At 64.6% G+C, this 17682-nt stretch carries 19 protein-coding genes and 1 pseudogene; 15 read left to right on the top strand and 5 right to left on the bottom strand.

Annotated elements, in window-relative coordinates; genetic code table 11:
• Positions 1-96 precede the first annotated feature (96 nt).
• From pyrF to purB, 3 genes are all read right to left on the bottom strand, one after another.
• Positions 97-771 (bottom strand): orotidine-5'-phosphate decarboxylase, encoded by a 675-nt coding sequence (pyrF, locus tag CDQ92_RS13635; protein WP_088441909.1) that lies wholly within the window; start codon positions 769-771, stop codon positions 97-99.
• Positions 768-1115, bottom strand: coding sequence for a lipopolysaccharide assembly protein LapA domain-containing protein (locus tag CDQ92_RS13630; protein ID WP_169714566.1), 348 nt, complete (start codon positions 1113-1115; stop codon positions 768-770). The genes pyrF and CDQ92_RS13630 overlap by 4 nt, the downstream gene beginning before the upstream one ends.
• A gap of 65 nt (positions 1116-1180) precedes the next feature.
• Positions 1181-2497 carry an adenylosuccinate lyase gene (gene purB, locus CDQ92_RS13625; protein WP_088441908.1) on the bottom strand — a complete coding sequence of 439 codons (1317 nt, stop codon included), beginning with the start codon at positions 2495-2497 and terminating at the stop codon, positions 1181-1183.
• Positions 2498-2699: 202 nt separating this feature from the next.
• Here purB and CDQ92_RS13620 point away from each other — a divergent pair, with 202 nt between their 5' ends.
• Both CDQ92_RS13620 and CDQ92_RS13615 read left to right on the top strand, forming a co-directional pair.
• Positions 2700-2969, top strand: a complete 270-nt coding sequence (locus CDQ92_RS13620) for a hypothetical protein (protein ID WP_144035783.1) — start codon at positions 2700-2702, stop codon at positions 2967-2969.
• Positions 2970-3016: 47 nt separating this feature from the next.
• Positions 3017-3487 carry an EF-hand domain-containing protein gene (locus CDQ92_RS13615; protein WP_088441906.1) on the top strand — a complete coding sequence of 157 codons (471 nt, stop codon included), beginning with the start codon at positions 3017-3019 and terminating at the stop codon, positions 3485-3487.
• Positions 3488-3548: 61 nt separating this feature from the next.
• On the opposite strand, the pseudogene CDQ92_RS13610 reads toward CDQ92_RS13615, so the two are convergent.
• Positions 3549-4202, bottom strand: a pseudogene (locus CDQ92_RS13610) (JAB domain-containing protein).
• Between the two features lie 209 nt (positions 4203-4411).
• Here CDQ92_RS13610 and CDQ92_RS13605 point away from each other — a divergent pair.
• The 8 genes from CDQ92_RS13605 to CDQ92_RS13570 all read left to right on the top strand — a co-directional run bounded on the left by CDQ92_RS13605 (position 4412) and on the right by CDQ92_RS13570 (position 10978).
• Positions 4412-7579, top strand: a complete 3168-nt coding sequence (locus tag CDQ92_RS13605; protein ID WP_229667111.1) for an intermembrane phospholipid transport YdbH family protein — start codon at positions 4412-4414, stop codon at positions 7577-7579.
• A complete protein-coding gene (locus CDQ92_RS13600) occupies positions 7576-7791 on the top strand; it encodes a YnbE family lipoprotein (protein WP_088441905.1) in 216 nt (71 codons plus the stop codon). Before CDQ92_RS13605 ends, CDQ92_RS13600 begins: the two co-directional genes overlap by 4 nt.
• A gap of 14 nt (positions 7792-7805) precedes the next feature.
• Entirely contained in the window at positions 7806-8210 is a 405-nt protein-coding gene (locus CDQ92_RS13595) for a YdbL family probable chaperone protein (protein ID WP_088442251.1), read from the top strand.
• 221 nt (positions 8211-8431) lie between these two features.
• Positions 8432-8752, top strand: coding sequence for an AtpZ/AtpI family protein (locus CDQ92_RS13590; RefSeq protein WP_088441904.1), 321 nt, complete (start codon positions 8432-8434; stop codon positions 8750-8752).
• 67 nt (positions 8753-8819) lie between these two features.
• Complete coding sequence (locus CDQ92_RS13585; RefSeq protein WP_088441903.1) at positions 8820-9605, top strand: F0F1 ATP synthase subunit A; 786 nt, start codon at positions 8820-8822, stop codon at positions 9603-9605.
• Positions 9606-9647: 42 nt separating this feature from the next.
• Positions 9648-9875: a F0F1 ATP synthase subunit C gene (locus tag CDQ92_RS13580; protein WP_003044110.1), complete on the top strand. Its 228-nt coding sequence runs from the start codon at positions 9648-9650 to the stop codon at positions 9873-9875.
• A 79-nt stretch (positions 9876-9954) separates the two neighbouring features.
• Positions 9955-10455 (top strand): F0F1 ATP synthase subunit B family protein, encoded by a 501-nt coding sequence (locus CDQ92_RS13575; protein WP_088441902.1) that lies wholly within the window; start codon positions 9955-9957, stop codon positions 10453-10455.
• A complete protein-coding gene (locus CDQ92_RS13570; protein WP_088441901.1) occupies positions 10448-10978 on the top strand; it encodes a F0F1 ATP synthase subunit B family protein in 531 nt (176 codons plus the stop codon). Before CDQ92_RS13575 ends, CDQ92_RS13570 begins: the two co-directional genes overlap by 8 nt.
• Positions 10979-11367: 389 nt before the next feature.
• Here the strand turns inward: CDQ92_RS13570 and CDQ92_RS13565 are convergent, their stop codons facing one another.
• A complete protein-coding gene (locus CDQ92_RS13565) occupies positions 11368-12087 on the bottom strand; it encodes an SDR family oxidoreductase (RefSeq protein WP_088441900.1) in 720 nt (239 codons plus the stop codon).
• Between the two features lie 69 nt (positions 12088-12156).
• On the opposite strand from CDQ92_RS13565, the gene uvrC reads away from it, so the two are divergent.
• The 5 genes from uvrC (at position 12157) to CDQ92_RS13540 (ending at position 17672) form a co-directional block, all read left to right on the top strand.
• Positions 12157-14091, top strand: a complete 1935-nt coding sequence (gene uvrC / locus CDQ92_RS13560) for an excinuclease ABC subunit UvrC (RefSeq protein WP_088441899.1) — start codon at positions 12157-12159, stop codon at positions 14089-14091.
• A 157-nt stretch (positions 14092-14248) separates the two neighbouring features.
• The gene (locus tag CDQ92_RS13555) at positions 14249-14641 is read left to right on the top strand and encodes a PaaI family thioesterase (RefSeq protein ID WP_088441898.1); all 393 of its coding nucleotides are present in this window, start codon (positions 14249-14251) and stop codon (positions 14639-14641) included.
• Positions 14629-15366 carry a DNA repair protein RecO gene (gene recO / locus CDQ92_RS13550; protein WP_088441897.1) on the top strand — a complete coding sequence of 246 codons (738 nt, stop codon included), beginning with the start codon at positions 14629-14631 and terminating at the stop codon, positions 15364-15366. The genes CDQ92_RS13555 and recO overlap by 13 nt, the downstream gene beginning before the upstream one ends.
• A gap of 48 nt (positions 15367-15414) precedes the next feature.
• Positions 15415-16461: a 3-isopropylmalate dehydrogenase gene (gene leuB, locus CDQ92_RS13545; protein WP_088441896.1), complete on the top strand. Its 1047-nt coding sequence runs from the start codon at positions 15415-15417 to the stop codon at positions 16459-16461.
• Between the two features lie 5 nt (positions 16462-16466).
• Positions 16467-17672 carry a trans-sulfuration enzyme family protein gene (locus CDQ92_RS13540; protein WP_088441895.1) on the top strand — a complete coding sequence of 402 codons (1206 nt, stop codon included), beginning with the start codon at positions 16467-16469 and terminating at the stop codon, positions 17670-17672.
• The last annotated feature ends 10 nt before the right edge of the window (positions 17673-17682 follow it).

The following is a 17682-nucleotide window of genomic DNA, read 5'->3' as shown; positions in this document are numbered from 1 at the left end:
CCGTTCGCATCGAGCGAAGTCGAGATGCCCCTCGACAATGCGCTATTCCGATGGGTGTCTCGACTTCGCTCGACACGAACGGGGACGGGGTGGGGCTTAAAGCGTCGCTTCGATTTCGCGCGCCGCGAGGTCGGGATCGGGCGATTGGCTGATCGGGCGGCCGACCACGAGGATCGAGGCACCGTCCGCCATCGCCTGCGCCGGGGTGACGACACGTTTCTGGTCGCCCGCGCTGCCGTTCGAGGGACGGACACCCGGAACGACGAAGAAACCGCCGGGCCACGACTTGCGCGCCGCCTTCACTTCCTGTCCCGAACAGACGATGCCGTCGAGTCCGGATTCGCGCGCGAGCGCGGCGAGGCGGACGACCTGATCGTGCGGGGTGCCGCCGACGCCGATGTCGTCGAGGTCGGGCGCGTCAAGGCTGGTCAGCACGGTCACCGCGACGACCTTGGTATTCAGCCCAGCTACCGCCTTGGCCTCTTCGAGCATTGCGCGGCCCCCGGCGGCGTGAACCGTCAGGATTGCGGGTTCGAGCGGGCGCAGCGCCTGGATCGCCTTGGCGACGGTGTTGGGAATGTCGTGCAGCTTGAGGTCGAGGAAGATCGGTAGCCCCAGCTTAGCCATTTCATGCACGCCGTGATGGCCGTTGGCGCAGAAGAATTCGAGGCCCAGCTTCAACCCGCCGACATGGTGCCGCACCTTTTGCGCCAGCGTGACCGCTGCGTCGAGGTGGGGATGGTCGATGGCGAGATAAAGCGGCGAGCTCATGGAAAATCCAGTGGCAGGGAGGGAGAGGCGGTTCCGGGGGGCGTCGCCGGGGCTGGTGTCGTCACCGGTGCAGGCTCGACCGGACGATTGGCGAGCGCGCGCATATCGGCGAGCTGGCGTTCGCTGGCGTCGAGGCGGCGTTTGAGCGACCAGCGCGTCGTGCGCAGCGCAACCCACATTGGTACGCTGCCGATCAGGAAGGATGCCAGGATCAGCACCGGCAATTTGGTGTCGAGCACTTGACCCGGCCAGATGGTGACGGTGACGGCAAGCCAGTTTGCCATGGCAAAAATGACCAGCACGGCGGTCAGCAAGACCCAGATAATCGTCCGCAGAATTCCCACTATTCCATGCTCCTCTGTCGGTCGATCACGACCCTAAGCCAGATTGGCGCGGCTTTCCAGTCCGGCTATGCCGCACCGAAGACGCGATCGAAGATCGTGTCGACATGCTTCATATGATATCCGAGGTCGAAAAGTTCCGTCAGCTGTGCCGCGGACAAGCGTGCAGTGACGTCTGCGTCGGCTTTCAGCAATTCGAGCAGTGACAATTGGCCGTCGCTTTCCCACACCCGCATCGCGTTGCGCTGGACCAGCAGATAGCTGTCCTCGCGGCTCGCGCCCGCCTGCGTCAGCGCTAGCAGCACGCGCTGCGAATGCACGAGGCCGCCCATGCGGTCGAGGTTCTTTTGCATTCGTTCGGGATAGATCAGCAGCTTGTCGATCACCCCGGTGAGGCGGCCGAGCGCGAAGTCGAGGGTAATCGTCGCGTCGGGGCCGATGAAACGTTCGACCGACGAATGGCTGATATCGCGTTCGTGCCACAGCGCGACATTCTCCAGCGCCGGGACGACCGCGCTACGCACCATGCGCGCCAGGCCGGTGAGGTTTTCGGTCAGGATCGGGTTACGCTTGTGCGGCATCGCCGACGAACCCTTTTGCCCCGGCGAGAAATATTCCTCGGCTTCGAGCACTTCGGTGCGCTGGAGGTGGCGGACTTCGGTCGCGAGGCGTTCGATCGATCCCGCGACGACGCCGAGGGTGGCAAAGAACATCGCATGGCGATCGCGCGGGATGACCTGCGTCGACACGGGTTCGATCGACAGGCCGAGCTTCGCGGCGACATGCGCTTCGACGCGCGGGTCGATGTTGGCGAATGTGCCAACCGCGCCCGAGATCGCGCAGGTGGCCACTTCGGCGCGCGCGGCGATCAGGCGCGCCTTGCAGCGATCGAATTCGGCATAGGCCTGCGCCAGTTTGAGCCCGAAGGTGACGGGCTCGGCGTGAATCCCGTGGCTGCGACCGATCGTCGGGGTCAGCTTATGTTCGAAGGCGCGGCGCTTGATCGCGGCGAGCAGTGCGTCGACGTCGGCGATCAACAGGTCTGCGGCCTGCGCGAGCTGCACGGCGAGGCAGGTGTCGAGCACGTCCGAGCTGGTCATTCCCTGATGCATGAAACGCGCTTCTTCGCCGACATTTTCCGACACCCAGGTCAGAAAGGCGATGACGTCATGCTTGGTAACCGCCTCGATCGCGTCGATCGCGGCGACGTCGATGACGGGTTTGGTCGCCCACCAATCCCACAGCGCATTGGCGGCGGATTTCGGCACGGTTCCGAGGTCGGCGAGGGCGTCGGTGGCGTGCGCTTCGATCTCGAACCAGATGCGAAAGCGATTCTCTGCCGACCAGATCGCGGTCATTTCCGGCCTGGCGTAACGCGGAACCATTGAATTTCCTTCCTTAACGGGCGCTCTGTCGCGGAATCGCAGCCGAACCGTGATGGGGCGCCCCGTAGCAGGGACAAGGCGTTTCGCCAAACGGCGCGGCACCGCAACCTTGGCGGAATTTGGTGGGTTGCTTCCATGCCCCACTAACAAGGCGACGGGTCGCAATCACCCGCAAAGTCGCCGCGAAAGGAGAATTTCTGTGTTGAAAAAATTACTCTTGATCGGCGCGGCAGCCGTGAGCTTCCCGGTGTTGGCGCAGACGACTGCGCCGACGGACGCGGAACCGGCGCCCACCGATACCATGGCACCGGCGCCGGATGAAAAGCCCGCCGACGACGCCGAGCCCACGGACGACACGGCCCCGACCGAGGACGCCAAGCCGACCGACACACCCCCGGCAGCCGAGCCGAACCCGCCGGCTGACCAGCTTGCCCTTGAGCCCGAACCGACCCCCGAACCGGCCCCCGAATAACACCGCAACGGAATAACGCCCCCAACGAATGATTCAGGAGAATGACTATGTTGAAACAGATGCTTTTGATCGGTGGCGCCGCCGTGAGTTTCCCCGCCTTGGCGCAGACGACCGCCCCGGCCGCCGACCCGATGGCGCCGCCGACGGCGAGTGAGTCGGCCCCGGCGCCGGATACGACGATGCCAACCAATCCGGCTCCCGCTCCGACCCCCGACGCGTCGGCGCCCCCGGCAGCAGCCCAGTCGGCACCTTCGAGCGCAGCGGCAACGCCGACCCAGATCGCGCAGATCGTCGATACGGAATTTCCGACCTATGACGCCGACGCCAACGGCGATCTGAATGAGGCCGAGTTCTCAGCCTGGATGAAAAAGCTGCGCGCCGCGACTGAACCGGGCGTTGATCCTGAATCGGCCGACGTGAAGACTTGGATCGGTCAGGCGTTCGCCGCCGCCGATGTCGATAAATCGGGTGCGGTCAACAATACCGAACTGACCGGCTTTCTTTCGCGCGGCGCCTAATCAGCCAAGCGCGGGGTAGTGCAGCCGTCGGAGCGATCCGGCGGCTGCATCCGGTTGCGTTCTATAAACGGCCCATCGCGCGGAAGCTGCGAAATTCCGATCCGCCGATCCCGATATGCTCACGCAATACGATCCCCAGCCGCGCTCCTGAACCCGCAATCTCGCGCGTAATCGCGATATTCTGGAGGCTGGGTTCGGGGCTGCCGCTGCGGTGGTTGTGGACGAGGATATGGCCGATGCCCCCCAGCTAAAGCGCGCGCTTTATCACTTCGCGAACATAGATCGCCGACTGGTCGATCGATCCCTCGTTCGCCAGTTCGTCGCGGATCAGCATGTTGCGCGAATTGCGATACAGGACGCGGACGCGATCGATGTCGATCGGCCTCATGTCGGCGCGTAGCCAGTCGGGGAGGGCGTCCCAGTTCGACAGTAAAGGCTCGTCGCGATACTCGCCTTGAGCATTCGCAGGCTGGCGGCCTGGACGATTTTCAACGCCGCAATGCCGGTGTCGCCCAATCCATCGACGCGGCGGAGCGATTCGGGATCGGCGCTGACGAGTTGTGCCAGCGAGCCGAACTCGCGCAGCAGCGCCTTGGCCCGTGGCTTGGTGTGGCAGCGTGGGATCGCCAGCGCGAGCAGATATTCGACCAGTTCAGCGCCCGTGAAGGCGCGCGCGGTGGCCCGCACGGTCGGGGGAGGAGCGGCGTGTCGGCATCGGCCATCGCTGTCCGAATAACCGCCTTGTGAGGCGCACTCAACGGGCATAGGACACAGTTGATGGCGATCCGGACCAATTTGTTGCAGCGAAACGGGATTTCCGGCGTTGCTCTGATGAAAACCGGCGGGTCGAGGGACGAATTAACGCCATGACGTCATCTGCCGCCCTGCGATCTTGCGATAATTCCGGCATCTCGCGACCCCGTTATGACTGAAGCCGAGAATACACCGCGGCGCAAATGGCGTCACCGGACGGTGCTGTTCAAAAAGCGCTGGATGACCGCGGGCGCGGTCATCGTGGTCATTGCCGGAGTGTGGGTAGCGCGCGAGCCGATTGCCGACCGGTTTATCAGCGACGAACTTGGCAGCCGCGGCGTACCGGCGCAATATCAGATCGATTCGATAGGTTTCCGCAGCGAGCGGCTGTCGGATGTGGTGATCGGCGATCCCAAAAACCCCGATCTGACCGCGAAGAGGGTCGAGGTGCTGCTGGGCTATGGCTGGTCCGGCCCCTACGTCACCGAAATCCGCGCCGAGGGTGTCCGGCTCTACGGCCGCTTCATCAATGATCGCCTGTCGTTCGGGGCGCTCGACAAGTTTCGCGATCCGACCAGCACCGATCCTTTCGCCTTGCCTGATCTGACCGTGGTGTTGCGTGATGCGCTGGCGCGCGTTGAAACGCCGTGGGGCAATGTTGGCGCGGCGCTAAGCGGGGGCGGCAATTTGCGCCGCGATTTCACCGGCAAGCTTGCGCTGGTCGCACCCAGCGTCACCGCAGCCGGGTGCAGCGGGCGCGATGTCAGTTTCTACGGCACCTTGCTTGTGCGCGATGTTCGTCCGCAGCTCGTCGGCCCCTTGCGCGGAGGCAGCATTTCGTGTGCCGATGGCGGAGTGACCGCAGCTTCGCCGCAGATCGCGCTGGATCTGTCGCTGACGGAGGATTTGCAAAGCTGGAAGGGCGAGGCTGACGCCAGCGTTGCGTCGCTCGTCGCGGGGACAGTCCGGGCCGACCGCTTGGGCTTGCTGGCCAAGTTTGAAGGCACGGCAGCCGCGACAAGAATCGACGTGGACGCCGATACGGCGCGGGTCCGCGGGGCCGACTTTGCAGCCGGGACGGTGAGCATTGATGCCCGCGGCGTGGTCGGCAGCGCCGCGCCGAAGCTCGACGGCCAGATCAGATTTGCGCGAGCCAGCGGCAGCGCGGCGATGCGGCGCGCGCTGATGAACAGCGTCGGCAGTCTTGCCGAAACCCCGCTCGGGCCGCTGGCGACCAAAGCCAGCGTAGCGCTCAGCCGCATGTTGGCCGACATTGGCGGCAGCGCCAATTTCACGTTGGGGGGCGAAGCGAACTTGGCGCGCATCGACCTGATCGCGCCTCAACTGGCGAGCGCGAGCGGGGCGCGCTTTACCGGTAGCCCGGACAGCCGAATCAGCTATGTTTACGGAGCCGCGGAGCCCGCCGTTCTCGCCGCCGGCCGATGGAGTTTTGGCGGCGGCGACTTGCCTGCGGGCTCGCTCAGCCTCGATCGCCGCGGCGACGGGTCTATAACGGGAATTGCCAACCTCGATCCGTATCAGGCGAGCGGCGCAAGGCTCGCGCTGGCGCCGGTGCGCTTTTCGGGCGACCGCACCGGCCTGCTGCGCGTTGCGACGCGCGCCGAGTTGTCGGGGCCGTTGGCCGGTGGGCGAATCGAGCGGTTGAACATCCCGCTGAACGGCTTCGTCGCGCCGACTGGCGCGCTGGCGCTCGACGGCGGATGCAGCCGAGTGAGCGCGGGCCGCATCACCGTTTCTGGTTTCCAGCTTGGCCAAAGCGCGATCGACCTGTGCAGCCGCCCCGGCGCACCGCTGCTCAGCGCCGGACCGGGCGGGCTGCGCGGCTATATTCGCATCCCCGGCATCAATCTGCGCGGCACCAACGGTCGGTCGCCGTTCGCGGTGACGAGTGGCCCGGCGAATTTCGACCTGACCGCAATGCGCTGGTCGCTGGCGCTCGCCGATTTTCGGCTGGGCGAGGGCGAGAGCCTCACCCGCTTCAGCGCCCAGACCATCGCCGGACGCGCCACCGCGCAGGGCATGGTCGGCGAGCTGGTGGGCGCCAACGGCAAGATCGGCGCGGTGCCGCTCAAAATGAACGAGATCGCTGGCGTCTGGCGCTTGGCCGACGGTGCGCTGACGCTCAACGGTGGCCTGCAGCTGACAGACGCGGCACCTGAGGCGCGCTTTGCCCCGCTGGTCAGTGGCGACGCGACGCTGCGCTTTGCCAATGGGGTGATCGACGCCAAGGCGGGTTTCAGCGAACGGCAAACCGGCACAAAGATCCTCGACACGATCATTCGTCACCGGATGGCGGATGGCAGCGGTTCGGCGGACTTGCTGGTCAAGGAACTGCGGTTCGACGAGCGGTTCCAGCCCGACCAGCTGACCAGCCTCGCGCTCGGCGTCGTCGCCAATGTCGAGGGATCGATTGTCGGCGACGGGCGCATCGATTGGGCCGCCGACGGGGTGACCAGCCGCGGCACCTTTGCTACCGCCGACGCCAGCCTGGCCGCAGCGTTCGGCCCGGTGAGCGGACTGACCTCGACCCTGACCTTTGACGACTTGATCGGGCTGCGGTCGGCGCCGGGCCAGATCGCGAAGATCAAGGAAATCAATCCCGGCATCCCGGTGCTCGACGGCGAGATCGAATATCAGCTGCTCGGCGACAATCGGGTGCGGGTCGAGGGCGGCAGCTGGCCCTTTGCCGGGGGACAATTGCTGCTCCACCCGACGACGCTCGATTTCGGCGCCGAGCAGACGCGGCGGCTGTCGTTCGACATCGTCGGGGTCGATGCGGCGGTGTTCCTGCAAAGCTTCGGCTTCGACAATATCAACGCGACCGGCAAGTTCGACGGGACATTGCCGGTCGAATTCAGCGGCCTCGGCGGGCGCATCGTCGAGGGGCGCATCGATTCGCGCGAGGGCGGCGGGACGCTCGCCTATGTCGGCGAATTGTCGAACCGCAATCTCGGCGTGATCGCCAATTTTGCCTTTGGCGCGCTGCGCAGCCTGAAATATGACGATCTGACGATCATTTTGAACGGGGATCTCGATGGCGAAATGGTGACCGACATTCGGTTTGGCGGCGTGGGGCAGGGCGAGGGCGCGGCGCGCAATTTCCTGACCAACGCGGTCGCGAGTATCCCGCTGGTCTTTAACGTGAAAATTACGGCGCCGTTCCGCCAGTTGCTGACCTCGGCGAAGGGATTTTACGATCCGTCGCTGCTGATCGAACAAAATCTGCCCGCGCTGATGCGCGCCCAGGAAGAAGCCGAGGCGGCCGAAAAGGCCCGCTCCGCCCCCGTTCAGCCTCCAGAAAGCGAGCCCATGCGATGAACATACCCAAGACAGGAGCAAGGAGGCGGACTATCGCCGGTCACGGTCTGGCGGTTCTGGTCGGTGCGACAGTCCTCAGCGGCTGCGTGCAGATCGAAACGCCCGACAAGCCGATCGAAATCAACCTGAACATCAACATTCGTCAGGAAGTGGTGTACAGGCTGGATGGTGACGCCAAAAAGCTCATCGAGCAGAATAGCGAAATATTCTGATGACAGGGAATGACATGATGCGTGTGAAGATGTGGAAACCGACCGGACTGGCGCTTGCTGCGATTGCGGCGACCGCTGCCATTGCGGTTGCCGTGCCGTCGGCGATGGCGCAGCGCGATCCCGCTTATGCTGCGGCGCGTGCCGCAGGGCAGATCGGCGAGCAGCCCGACGGCTATCTTGGCTTTGCCAGTACCCCTACCCCGGCGATTCGGGCGCTGGTGCAGGATCTCAATATCAAACGCAAAGCCGCCTATACCGAGCGCGCGCAGGCAACCGGCAGCACGGTTGAGCAATTCGCCTTTACCAGCGGCTGCAACCTGATTGCGAACACCAAGCCGGGCGAGAAATATCAGGCGCCCGACGGCCGCTGGCTGACCCGCGATGGCAGCCCGCCGGTCCGCAACGCCAGTTGTCCGTAACGCGTCCAGCTTCCAATAGCGCCCGCGGGCGCCCCATGCCGCCGCGCCCCTAAACGCGGCGGCATTTTTGTGCATGGCAGCAATTGTGTTAGGGGCGGGCATTGACTTAATGGGGCGTCATTCCTAAACGGACCGCGCCTTAGGGGTCCCCCGATTTTTCGGGCCTTTTTTCGCAGGCGGAATCGGGGTTTTCCGGTTCTGTTTCAGGAGGATGGCGCAAAATGAAGGGGAACGGCAGCGATCCGGAACTTGGCTCAGAGGATTCGCGCCTGGTCTCGCTCAACAAGCGATTGGACCGGGCCGAAGCCGCAGAGGCAAAACGGACCGCGGTGAACGCCGGACCGGAATCCGATGCCAATTACCGGCTCGGCAACCGCGTTCTGGCTGAACTGTTGGGTGGATTAATCGGCGGTGCCTTGTTCGGCTGGCTGATTGACCGCTTCGCGGGAACGTCGCCCTGGGGTTTGTTGGTGATGTTGTTCATGGGCATAATCGTGGCCTTTCGGAACATCATTCGCCTGTCAAAGACGCCGCCCAAATAGCGGGGTGCGCAAGATATTTTCAGCGAGACGGCGCACCCGCCGCCTCGCCAGACGCGTGGAGTGAAGAGTGGCGGCGGAATCCGGCAAGATCGACCCGATGCACCAGTTCGAGGTGACCCCGCTCGGCGGTGGCTTCAACTTGGGCGGGCACGACATCCTGTTCACCAACAGCGCGCTGTGGATGATCGTCGCAGCGATCGCGCTTGGCCTGTTCATGTGGGGCGGCATGCGCCGTCAGCTCGTTCCGGGTCGCTGGCAGGCTGCGGTTGAGGGCTTCACCGGCTTCATTTCGAACATGATGATGGCGAATATCGGCAGCGAAGGCCGCAAATATACGCCCTATGTCTTCTCGCTGTTCATGTTCATCCTGTTCTGTAACCTGCTTGGCATGTTGCCGCTGGGCGTGCTGGGGTTGCATCCCTTCACCGTGACCAGCCACATCGCGATCACTGGCGTGCTCGCGCTGATCAGCTTCGCCATCGTCCTCGTCGTCGGCTTCTGGCGCCATGGCCTGCACTTCTTCTCGCTGTTCGTACCGCACGGTACGCCGCTGCCGATGATCCCGATCATCGCGCCGATCGAGTTCGTGTCGTTCATGGTCCGCCCGTTCAGCTTGGGGCTGCGTCTGTTTGTCGCAATGACTGCGGGGCACGTGCTGCTCAAGGTGCTGTCGGGCTTCGTGATCAACGGTTTCAACGCCGAAACGCTCTGGCTCGGTTCGATCGTGTCGGTGCTCAGCTTCATCCTGATGATCGGGATCAGCGCGCTCGAGCTGCTGGTCGCCGGCATCCAGGCTTATGTTTTCGCCCTGTTGACCTCGCTGTATATCAACGACGCGGTCAACCTTCACTAAGTTACGTTTACTTTCAAACGATTATACCAAGGAGTAATTATAATGGACGCAGAAGCAGCAAAGCTGATCGGTGCCGGTCTGGCAGCCATCGGTGCCGGCATGGCCGCCATCGGCGTGGGCAACGTGTTCGGTAGCTTCCTCGAAAGCGCACTGCGCAACCCAGCTGCCGCCGACGGCCAGCAGGGTCGCCTGTTCATCGGCTTCGCCGCTGCCGAACTTCTCGGTCTGCTGGCGTTCGTCGTTGCGATGATCCTGCTCTTCGTCGTCTGATTTGGTGACGATATGCGAGGCCGGTCCCGGCGGGATCGGTTTCGTGGCAGGTTTTTCAGTAAGTTAAGGTTCGCCTTTCATGCCCCAAATAGCCCAGCTCACCGCTGACAATTGGTATCTTGCCTCGCAGCTGTTCTGGCTGCTGGTCGTATTCGCCGGGATTTACCTTGTGATCGGCCGCGGCATGTTGCCGAAGATCGAAGCGACCGTGGACGCCCGCGACCGCAAGGTGGCGGACGATCTGGCGGCGGCCAAGGCGGCGCATGCCGCCGCCGACGGTCTTGAGGAAAGCTATCGCCAGCAAAGCGACGCGAGCCGCGTCGCTGCGCAGAAGGCGGTCGCCGAAGCCAAGGACAAGGCCGCGAAGGACGCCGAAAAGCGTCTGGCCAAGGTCGATGCCGAACTGGGCGACAAGTTGGCAGCCGCAGAGGCCGATGTTGCGGCAGCGCGCAAGTCGGCGATGGCGGAAATCGAGTCGGTCGCGGCCGAAGCGGCGGGCGACCTGGTCGCCAAGCTGTCGGGCGTGAAAGTCGGTGCGGCGGATGCCAAGGCGGCGGTAAAGGCGGTGCTCCATGGCTAATCTGACGCTGATTTTTGCCGAGGGCGCCGTCGAACCGACCGCGTTCGGCCTGAACGCAACGGTGTGGGTGTCGATCGCGATGCTCGTTTTCTTGGGCATCCTCGTCTGGAAAGGCGTGCCGGGCGCGATCGCGGCGATGCTCGACAAACGCATCGCCGAAATTTCGAAGCAGCTGGACGAAGCCGAACGGCTGCGGCTCGACGCCGAATCGCTGAAGGCCGAGTATGAGGCGAAGCTGGCCGGCGCAGTTAAGGAAGCTGCGGATATGCGCGCTCGCGCCGAAAGCGAAGCCGAGACGCTCGTCGCGAAGGCAAAGGCAGACGCCACCGCGCTGATCGGTCGCCGCAAGCAGATGGCCGAAGACCGCATCGCGGCGGCCGAAGCGACCGCGCTGACCGAAGTCCGCGCTGCGACCGCCAAGGCAGCGACGGCGGCTGCTGCGGCTCTGATTGCCGAAAAGCATGATGCGAGCGCCGACAAAGCGCTGGTGGATCAGGCGATCGCGGGCGTCGCCAAGGGCTGACGCGTTTCGACATCGCTGAAACAAGGCGCCCGCGGATTTCCGCGGGCGTTTTGCTTTGGGGTGAGCGGCGGCGAGTGGCCAAGAGCTACCATAGTTTCCATCGTTATCCCGGCGGAGGCGGGGGGCGCCATCGGCCTTATCCTGCGCAGCCGAGTAAACCGATAGCGGCCCCCGCCTTCGCGGCGGTAACGGTTTATGGAGACGTCTGCTCGCCCCCAAAGCGAACACCGCCCTCAAAAGGCCTTTCCTGCATTATTGCGCTGTGCCAGCCTTCATCCAGCGGCGAATCCGCCGCCGCGCAAGGTCCTGATCGCGGCGCGCATAGGGCTGAACTTTCCTGAACTTTGCATGACGCGGTCCCCACGCGCCACGTCGATTGTCGCCGGGCTTCAAAACTTGATCATGATCCGCCGCGCCAATGCCGGCGAGATGCTGTGGACGAGCTGCAGCATTTTCACCATCCCGGCATTAACCTCGCTTTTGCCGGTACGGATGCCGTGCACGATTTCGGCGGCGCAGTCGTGGGCGCTCATCTTCTTGCCGCCGCGGCCCGCAGTCATATTGGTCTCGACGACAGGCGGCAGTGCCTCGATCACGCGGACATTGCTGTCCTTGAGCAGATGCCGGATTGCCTGTGTATAGCTGCGCAGCCCGGCCTTGGTCGCACAATAGATCGAGCCGCCTGCCCGCGGCGCGATGGCAAGGCCGGACGTCACATTGACGATCGCCGCCTCGGGCTGGGCCCGCAGCTTCGGCAGTAGGCGCGTGCAGAGCGCGATCGGGGCGTCGAGGTTGGTGCGGATACACAATGCCGCGCTATCGAGCGTCGCAACGTCATCCAGCTCATATTCGCTGCCTACGCCGGCATTGTTGACAAGCAACGCGAGCGGCTTGCCCGCGACCCCGCCTACCACCGCATCGACGCCTGCCGCGGTCGACAGATCACCCGCGATCGTTCCGAACCCCAGCGCCGCCATCGCCCGCAACTTCTCGACCGAACGGCCCGTGACGATTACATCGGCGCCCGCCGCCTGCAGTTGCAGCGCGATCTCGCGCCCGATGCCGTCGCTACCTCCGGTTACCAGCGCCAATTTTCCTCTGACGTCCATGCGACCCCTCCCATGTTGTTACCTCACACACTATGGCGGCTCGCATCGCCATCGCCTACATGCAAAATCATGGCTCGCCCGAACGCTCCCGACCGATTCAACGAAGAGAAGGCGACGTACGTTATCCGCGGCAGCGGCGCGGCTGATGACAAGCCGGACCTGGAGCGCGGCGCCGAGGCGATCCGCAGCGTTGTGCGCAAATTGCCGACCCGCCCCGGCGTCTATCGCATGCTCGATGCGCGCGGCGACGTGCTGTATGTCGGCAAGGCGCGGGCGCTGAAAAACCGGGTGACCAATTACACCCAGGTCGCGCGGTTGCCGCAGCGGTTGCAGCGGATGGTGTCGCAAACGCGCGCGATGGAGATCGTCACGACGACGAGCGAGGCCGAGGCGCTGTTGCTGGAAGCGCAGCTGATCAAACGGTACCGCCCACCGTATAACGTCCTGCTGCGCGACGACAAAAGCTTCCCCTACATCCTGCTGCGGATGGATCATGATTTTCCGCGGGTGCAGAAGCACCGCGGCGCGCGGCGGGCCAAGGGGCGCTATTATGGGCCGTTCGCGAGCGCGGGGTCGGTGACGAAAACGCTCAACGCGCTGCAAAAGACCTTTTTGCTGCGCAGCTGCACCGACAGCTTTTTTGCCAACCGTTCGCGGCCGTGCCTGCTGTACCAGATCAAGCGGTGCAGCGCGCCGTGCGTTGGGCGGATCGACACCGAGGAATATGCCGGGCTGGTCAGCGACGCGCAGGACTTTCTGGAGGGCCGCTCGACCGCGGTCCAGAAGCGCCTCGGCGATGCGATGACCAAATCGGCCGAAGCGATGGATTTCGAGCAGGCGGCGGTGCTACGCGACCGGCTCAAATCGCTGACGTTCATTCAGGGTAGCCAATCGGTGCATGCCGACGGGCTGGGCGATGCCGATGTTTTTGCGCTGGCGGCGAAGGGCGGGCAGTTGTGTGTCGCGGGCTTCTTCATCCGCGGCGGACAGAATTGGGGGCATCGCAGCTTTTTTCCGGCGCATGTCTCGGGCGTCCCCGAAGAGGAAGTGATGGCGAGCTTCCTGATGCAGTTTTACGAAGGCGTGCCGCCGCCGAAGACGATCCTCGTCGACCGCGAACCTGCCGAAATAGAATTGCTGGCGGAAGCGCTGGGCGAAGTCGCCGAACGCAAGGTCGAGATCAGCGTGCCACAGCGCGGCAACCGCCGCCGCCTGCTCGAACAGGCGGTCCGCAACGCAGGCGAAGAGCTCGACCGGCGGCTTGCGGAGAGCAGCTCGCAGGCCAAGCTGGGCCGCGAGCTCGCTGAGCTGTTCGATCTGGAGAACCCGCCGCAGCGGATCGAGATTTACGACAACAGCCATATCCAGGGCACCAATGCGCTCGGCGCAATGGTGGTCGCGGGGCCGGAGGGCTGGATCAAGGGCGCATACCGCAAGTTCAATATCAAGCGCGCCGAGACGATGCCGGGCGACGATTTCGCGATGATGCGCGAAGTGTTCCAGCGCCGCTTTGCGCGCGCGCTCGAAGAAGACCCTGAGCGCACGAAGGGCGAATGGCCCGACCTGGTGCTGATCGATGGCGGCAAGGGACAGGTGTCGGCGGTTGCGGGGGTGTTCGCCGAGCTGGGGATCGACGATCTGCCTTTCGTCGGGGTCGCCAAAGGACCGGATCGCAACGCCGGGCGCGAGACATTTCACTGGCCCGACGGGCGCGAGTTCACGCTGCCACCGAACAATGCGGCGCTTTTCTATATCCAGCGACTGCGCGACGAGGCGCACCGCTTTGCGATCGGCGCGCACCGGGCGAAGCGATCGAAGGCGCTGGGATCGTCGCCACTCGACGAGGTGCCGGGCATCGGTCCGTCGCGGAAAAAGGCACTGCTGATGCACTTCGGCACGGCGCGCGCGGTGCGCGGGGCGAGTTTGGAGGATTTGCAGAAGGCGCCGGGCGTGAGCGCGGCGGTGGCGCAGGCGGTGCATGATTTCTATCATGCGGGGCGGTGAGAATATTTAGCCCCTCCCCTTCAGGGGATGGGTTGGGGTGGGGTCTATCGACCTTGCGCAAGGTCGATGGACCCCACCCGCTGCGACTAGCCAGCAAGCTGGTAAGTCTCGCTGCCCTCTTCTGAAGGGGAGGGCTCATAGGGTGAGGAGAGCATATATGGATTTCGCCGCGATGATGCCCTTGGCCGCCACGCTCGGCGTGACCATCCATGAAGGCAGCAAAGACCGCGTCGCCGGCAAGCTTGCCGTGCGCCCCGACATCTGCACCGCGGGTGGGATCGTCCATGGCGGCGCCATCATGGCGTTTGCCGATTGCCTGGGCGCGGTCGGGGCGTTTCTGACGCTGCCCGAGGGGGCGAGCGGGACGACGACGATCGAGAGCAAGACCAATTTCCTCGGCGCCGGGCCGGTCGGATCGGTGTTGGTCGCCGAAGCGACGCCAGTGAAGATCGGCAAGCGCGTGTCGGTGTGGCAGACGCGCATCGCCACCGAGGATGGCGCCGATGTCGCGCTCGTGACGCAGACGCAGCTGGTGCTGTGGCCAGCCTGACCGCCCCCGCCATCGTCTGCGCGGTCCGCGCGCATGGCGAGCATGGGTCGATATTGCGCGCGCTGACCGAGGAGGCGGGGCTGGTCGCGGGCTATGTACGCGGCGGGCGGTCGACGCGGTTGCGCCCGATCTTGATGGCTGGAAATCTGATCGCGCTCGAACTGCGCGCACGCACCGACGAGCAATTGGCGAGTGCCACCGCCGAACTGCTCGCGAGCCGCGCGCCGCTGCTTGCCGAACCGCTGGCGGCGGCGGCGATCGACTGGGTAACCAGCGTCACCGCGACGATCCTGCCCGAAAATCAGCCCTATCCGGCGCTCTATTCGGCGCTGTCCGGGTTGCTCGACGCGATCGGCGTTGCATCGTCGGCGCGGCAATGGGCGGCGGCGCTGGCGCGCTATGAATTGCTGTTGCTCGCCGAACTGGGGTTCGGGCTTGATCTCGACGAATGTGTGGTGACGGGAGCGGCGAGCGATTTGGCGTTCGTCAGTCCCAAATCGGGCGGCGCGGTGAGCTTGGCCGCTGCGGCGGGCTATGAGGAGCGATTGCTGCGCCTGCCGCCATTCCTGCGCGGCGCCGATGCCAGCACGTCGCTGGGCGATGTCATCGACGGACTGGCAATTACCGGGCATTTCATCGACCGCGACCTGCTCGACGGCCGCGCGCGCGATTTGCTGGCGGTGCGCGCGCGATTGATCGATCGGCTGGGCAGGGCGGTTGCGTGACGCGCCGCTGCTGTCTAAGCGGCGGGCGAGACACGAAAGGGCGACAAGTTGAAAATCCTGCTGCTGGCTGGCGACGGTATCGGTCCAGAGATCATGGTTGAGGCCGAGAAGGTGCTGACGGCGCTCGCGCTGCCGGTGACGCTCGATCGCGCGCTGGTCGGCGGGGCGGCGTATGCCGCGGCCGGCCATCCGCTGCCGCCCGAGACACTGGCGAAGGCGAAAGCGGCCGACGCGATCCTGTTCGGCGCCGTCGGCGATCCGCGCTTCGACAATGTCGAGCGCCATTTGCGTCCTGAGCAGGCGATCCTGGGCCTCCGCGCCGAACTTGGCCTGTTTGCCAATCTCCGCCCCGCCAAAATGTTCGCCGGGCTGGAAGACAGCTCGGCGCTGCGTCCTGAAGTCGCGTCGGCAATCGACCTGCTGATCGTGCGCGAACTCAACGGCGACGTCTATTTCGGCGAAAAGGGGACGCGCACGACCGCCGATGGGCAGCGCGAAGGCTATGACATCATGGCGTATAGCGAGAACGAAGTGCGCCGGATCGCGCATGTCGCGTTCCGTGCGGCGCAGGGGCGGCGCGGGCGGCTGTGTTCGGTCGACAAGGCAAATGTACTGGAAACGTCGCAGCTGTGGCGCGACGTAGTGATCGAGGTTGCGGCCGACTATCCCGACGTCACGCTCAGCCATATGTATGTCGACAATGCCGCGATGCAGCTGGTTCGCAACCCCGGCCAGTTCGACGTCGTCGTCACCGGCAATCTGTTCGGCGACATATTGTCCGATCAGGCGTCGATGTGCGTCGGGTCGATCGGCCTGCTCGCGTCGGCATCGCTCAGCGAAAGCACGCAAGGGCTGTATGAGCCGATCCACGGCAGCGCGCCCGACATTGCGGGGCAGGGTGTTGCTAATCCGCTGGCGATGATCCTGTCGCTCGCGATGCTGCTGCGCCATTCGGGCGGCGACGAGGCGAGCGCGGTGCGGATCGAGGCGGCAGTCGCGCAGGTGCTCGCTGATGGCTGCCGTGGTGCCGATCTGGGCGGACATATGGGAACGGCGGCGCTGGGTGACGCGGTTGTTGCGGCTTTGAACGGATAGACGAGATGAAAAAGACCACGGGTTTCGATCGCAACACCACGCGCCACTGGCACCCTGCGACGCAGGCGGTGCGCGGCGGCACCTGGCGCAGCGAACATGGCGAGACGTCGGAGGCGCTGTTCCTCACCTCGGGCTATACTTATGACGACGCCGAGACGGTCGCGGCGCGTTTTGCCGGTGAAGCGCAGGGCATGACCTATTCGCGGCTCCAGAACCCGACCGTCGCGATGCTCGAGGAACGCATCGCACTGATGGAGGGCGCCGAAGCGTGCCGGACGCAGGCGACGGGCATGGCGGCGATGACCACCGCGTTGCTGTGCCAGCTGTCGGCTGGCGATCATATCGTAGCGGCCAAGGCAGCGTTTGGCTCGTGCCGCTGGCTGGTCGACCAGCTGTGCCCGCGCTTTGGCATCGAAACGACCGTGATCGACGGGCGCGACAATGATGCGTGGGAACGCGCGATCCAGCCAAACACCAAGGTGTTCTTCTTTGAAACCCCGGCCAATCCGACGATGGACATCGTCGACATGAAGCATGTCTGCGGTGTCGCTCGGGCGCACGGCATCACATCGGTCGTCGACAATGCGTTCGCGACCGCGGTGCTCCAGCGGCCGATGGGTTATGGCGCCGACGTCGTCGCCTATTCGGCGACCAAGCTGATGGAAGGGCAGGGGCGCGTGCTCGCCGGCGCGGTGTGCGGTACCGAGAAATTCATCAACGACGTGCTGCTGCCATTCCAGCGCAACACCGGGCCAAACCTGTCGCCGTTCAACGCGTGGGTGGTTCTCAAAGGCCTTGAAACGCTCGACCTGCGGGCGCGGCGACAGTCGGAAAATGCGCTCGCGGTCGGCAAGTTTGTCGAAAAGCGCGTGCCGCGCATCCTGCATCCCGGCCTCGCCAGCCATCCGCAACATAATCTGGCGATGAGCCAGATGGAGGCGTGCGGACCGATCTTCTCGTTCATTCTCGAGGACCGCAAGCAGGCGATGGCGCTGCTCAATGCGCTCGAGCTGGTCGATATTTCGAACAATATCGGCGATTCGCGCAGCCTGTGCTGCCACCCCGCATCGACCACCCACTATAGCGTCAGCGCCGAAGCGCGCGCCGATATGGGGGTGGTCGAGGGGATGCTGCGGATCAACATCGGGCTGGAGGATCCGCGCGATCTGATCGCCGATCTGGACCAGGCATTGACCAGGGTCGGGCTTTGAGCGACCTTGG

The organism is Sphingopyxis bauzanensis, from assembly GCF_002205675.1.
Lineage (GTDB): Bacteria > Pseudomonadota > Alphaproteobacteria > Sphingomonadales > Sphingomonadaceae > Sphingopyxis > Sphingopyxis bauzanensis.
The sequence above is the reverse complement of the archived record's forward strand: the minus strand, read 5'-3'. Positions and strand labels throughout refer to the sequence as shown.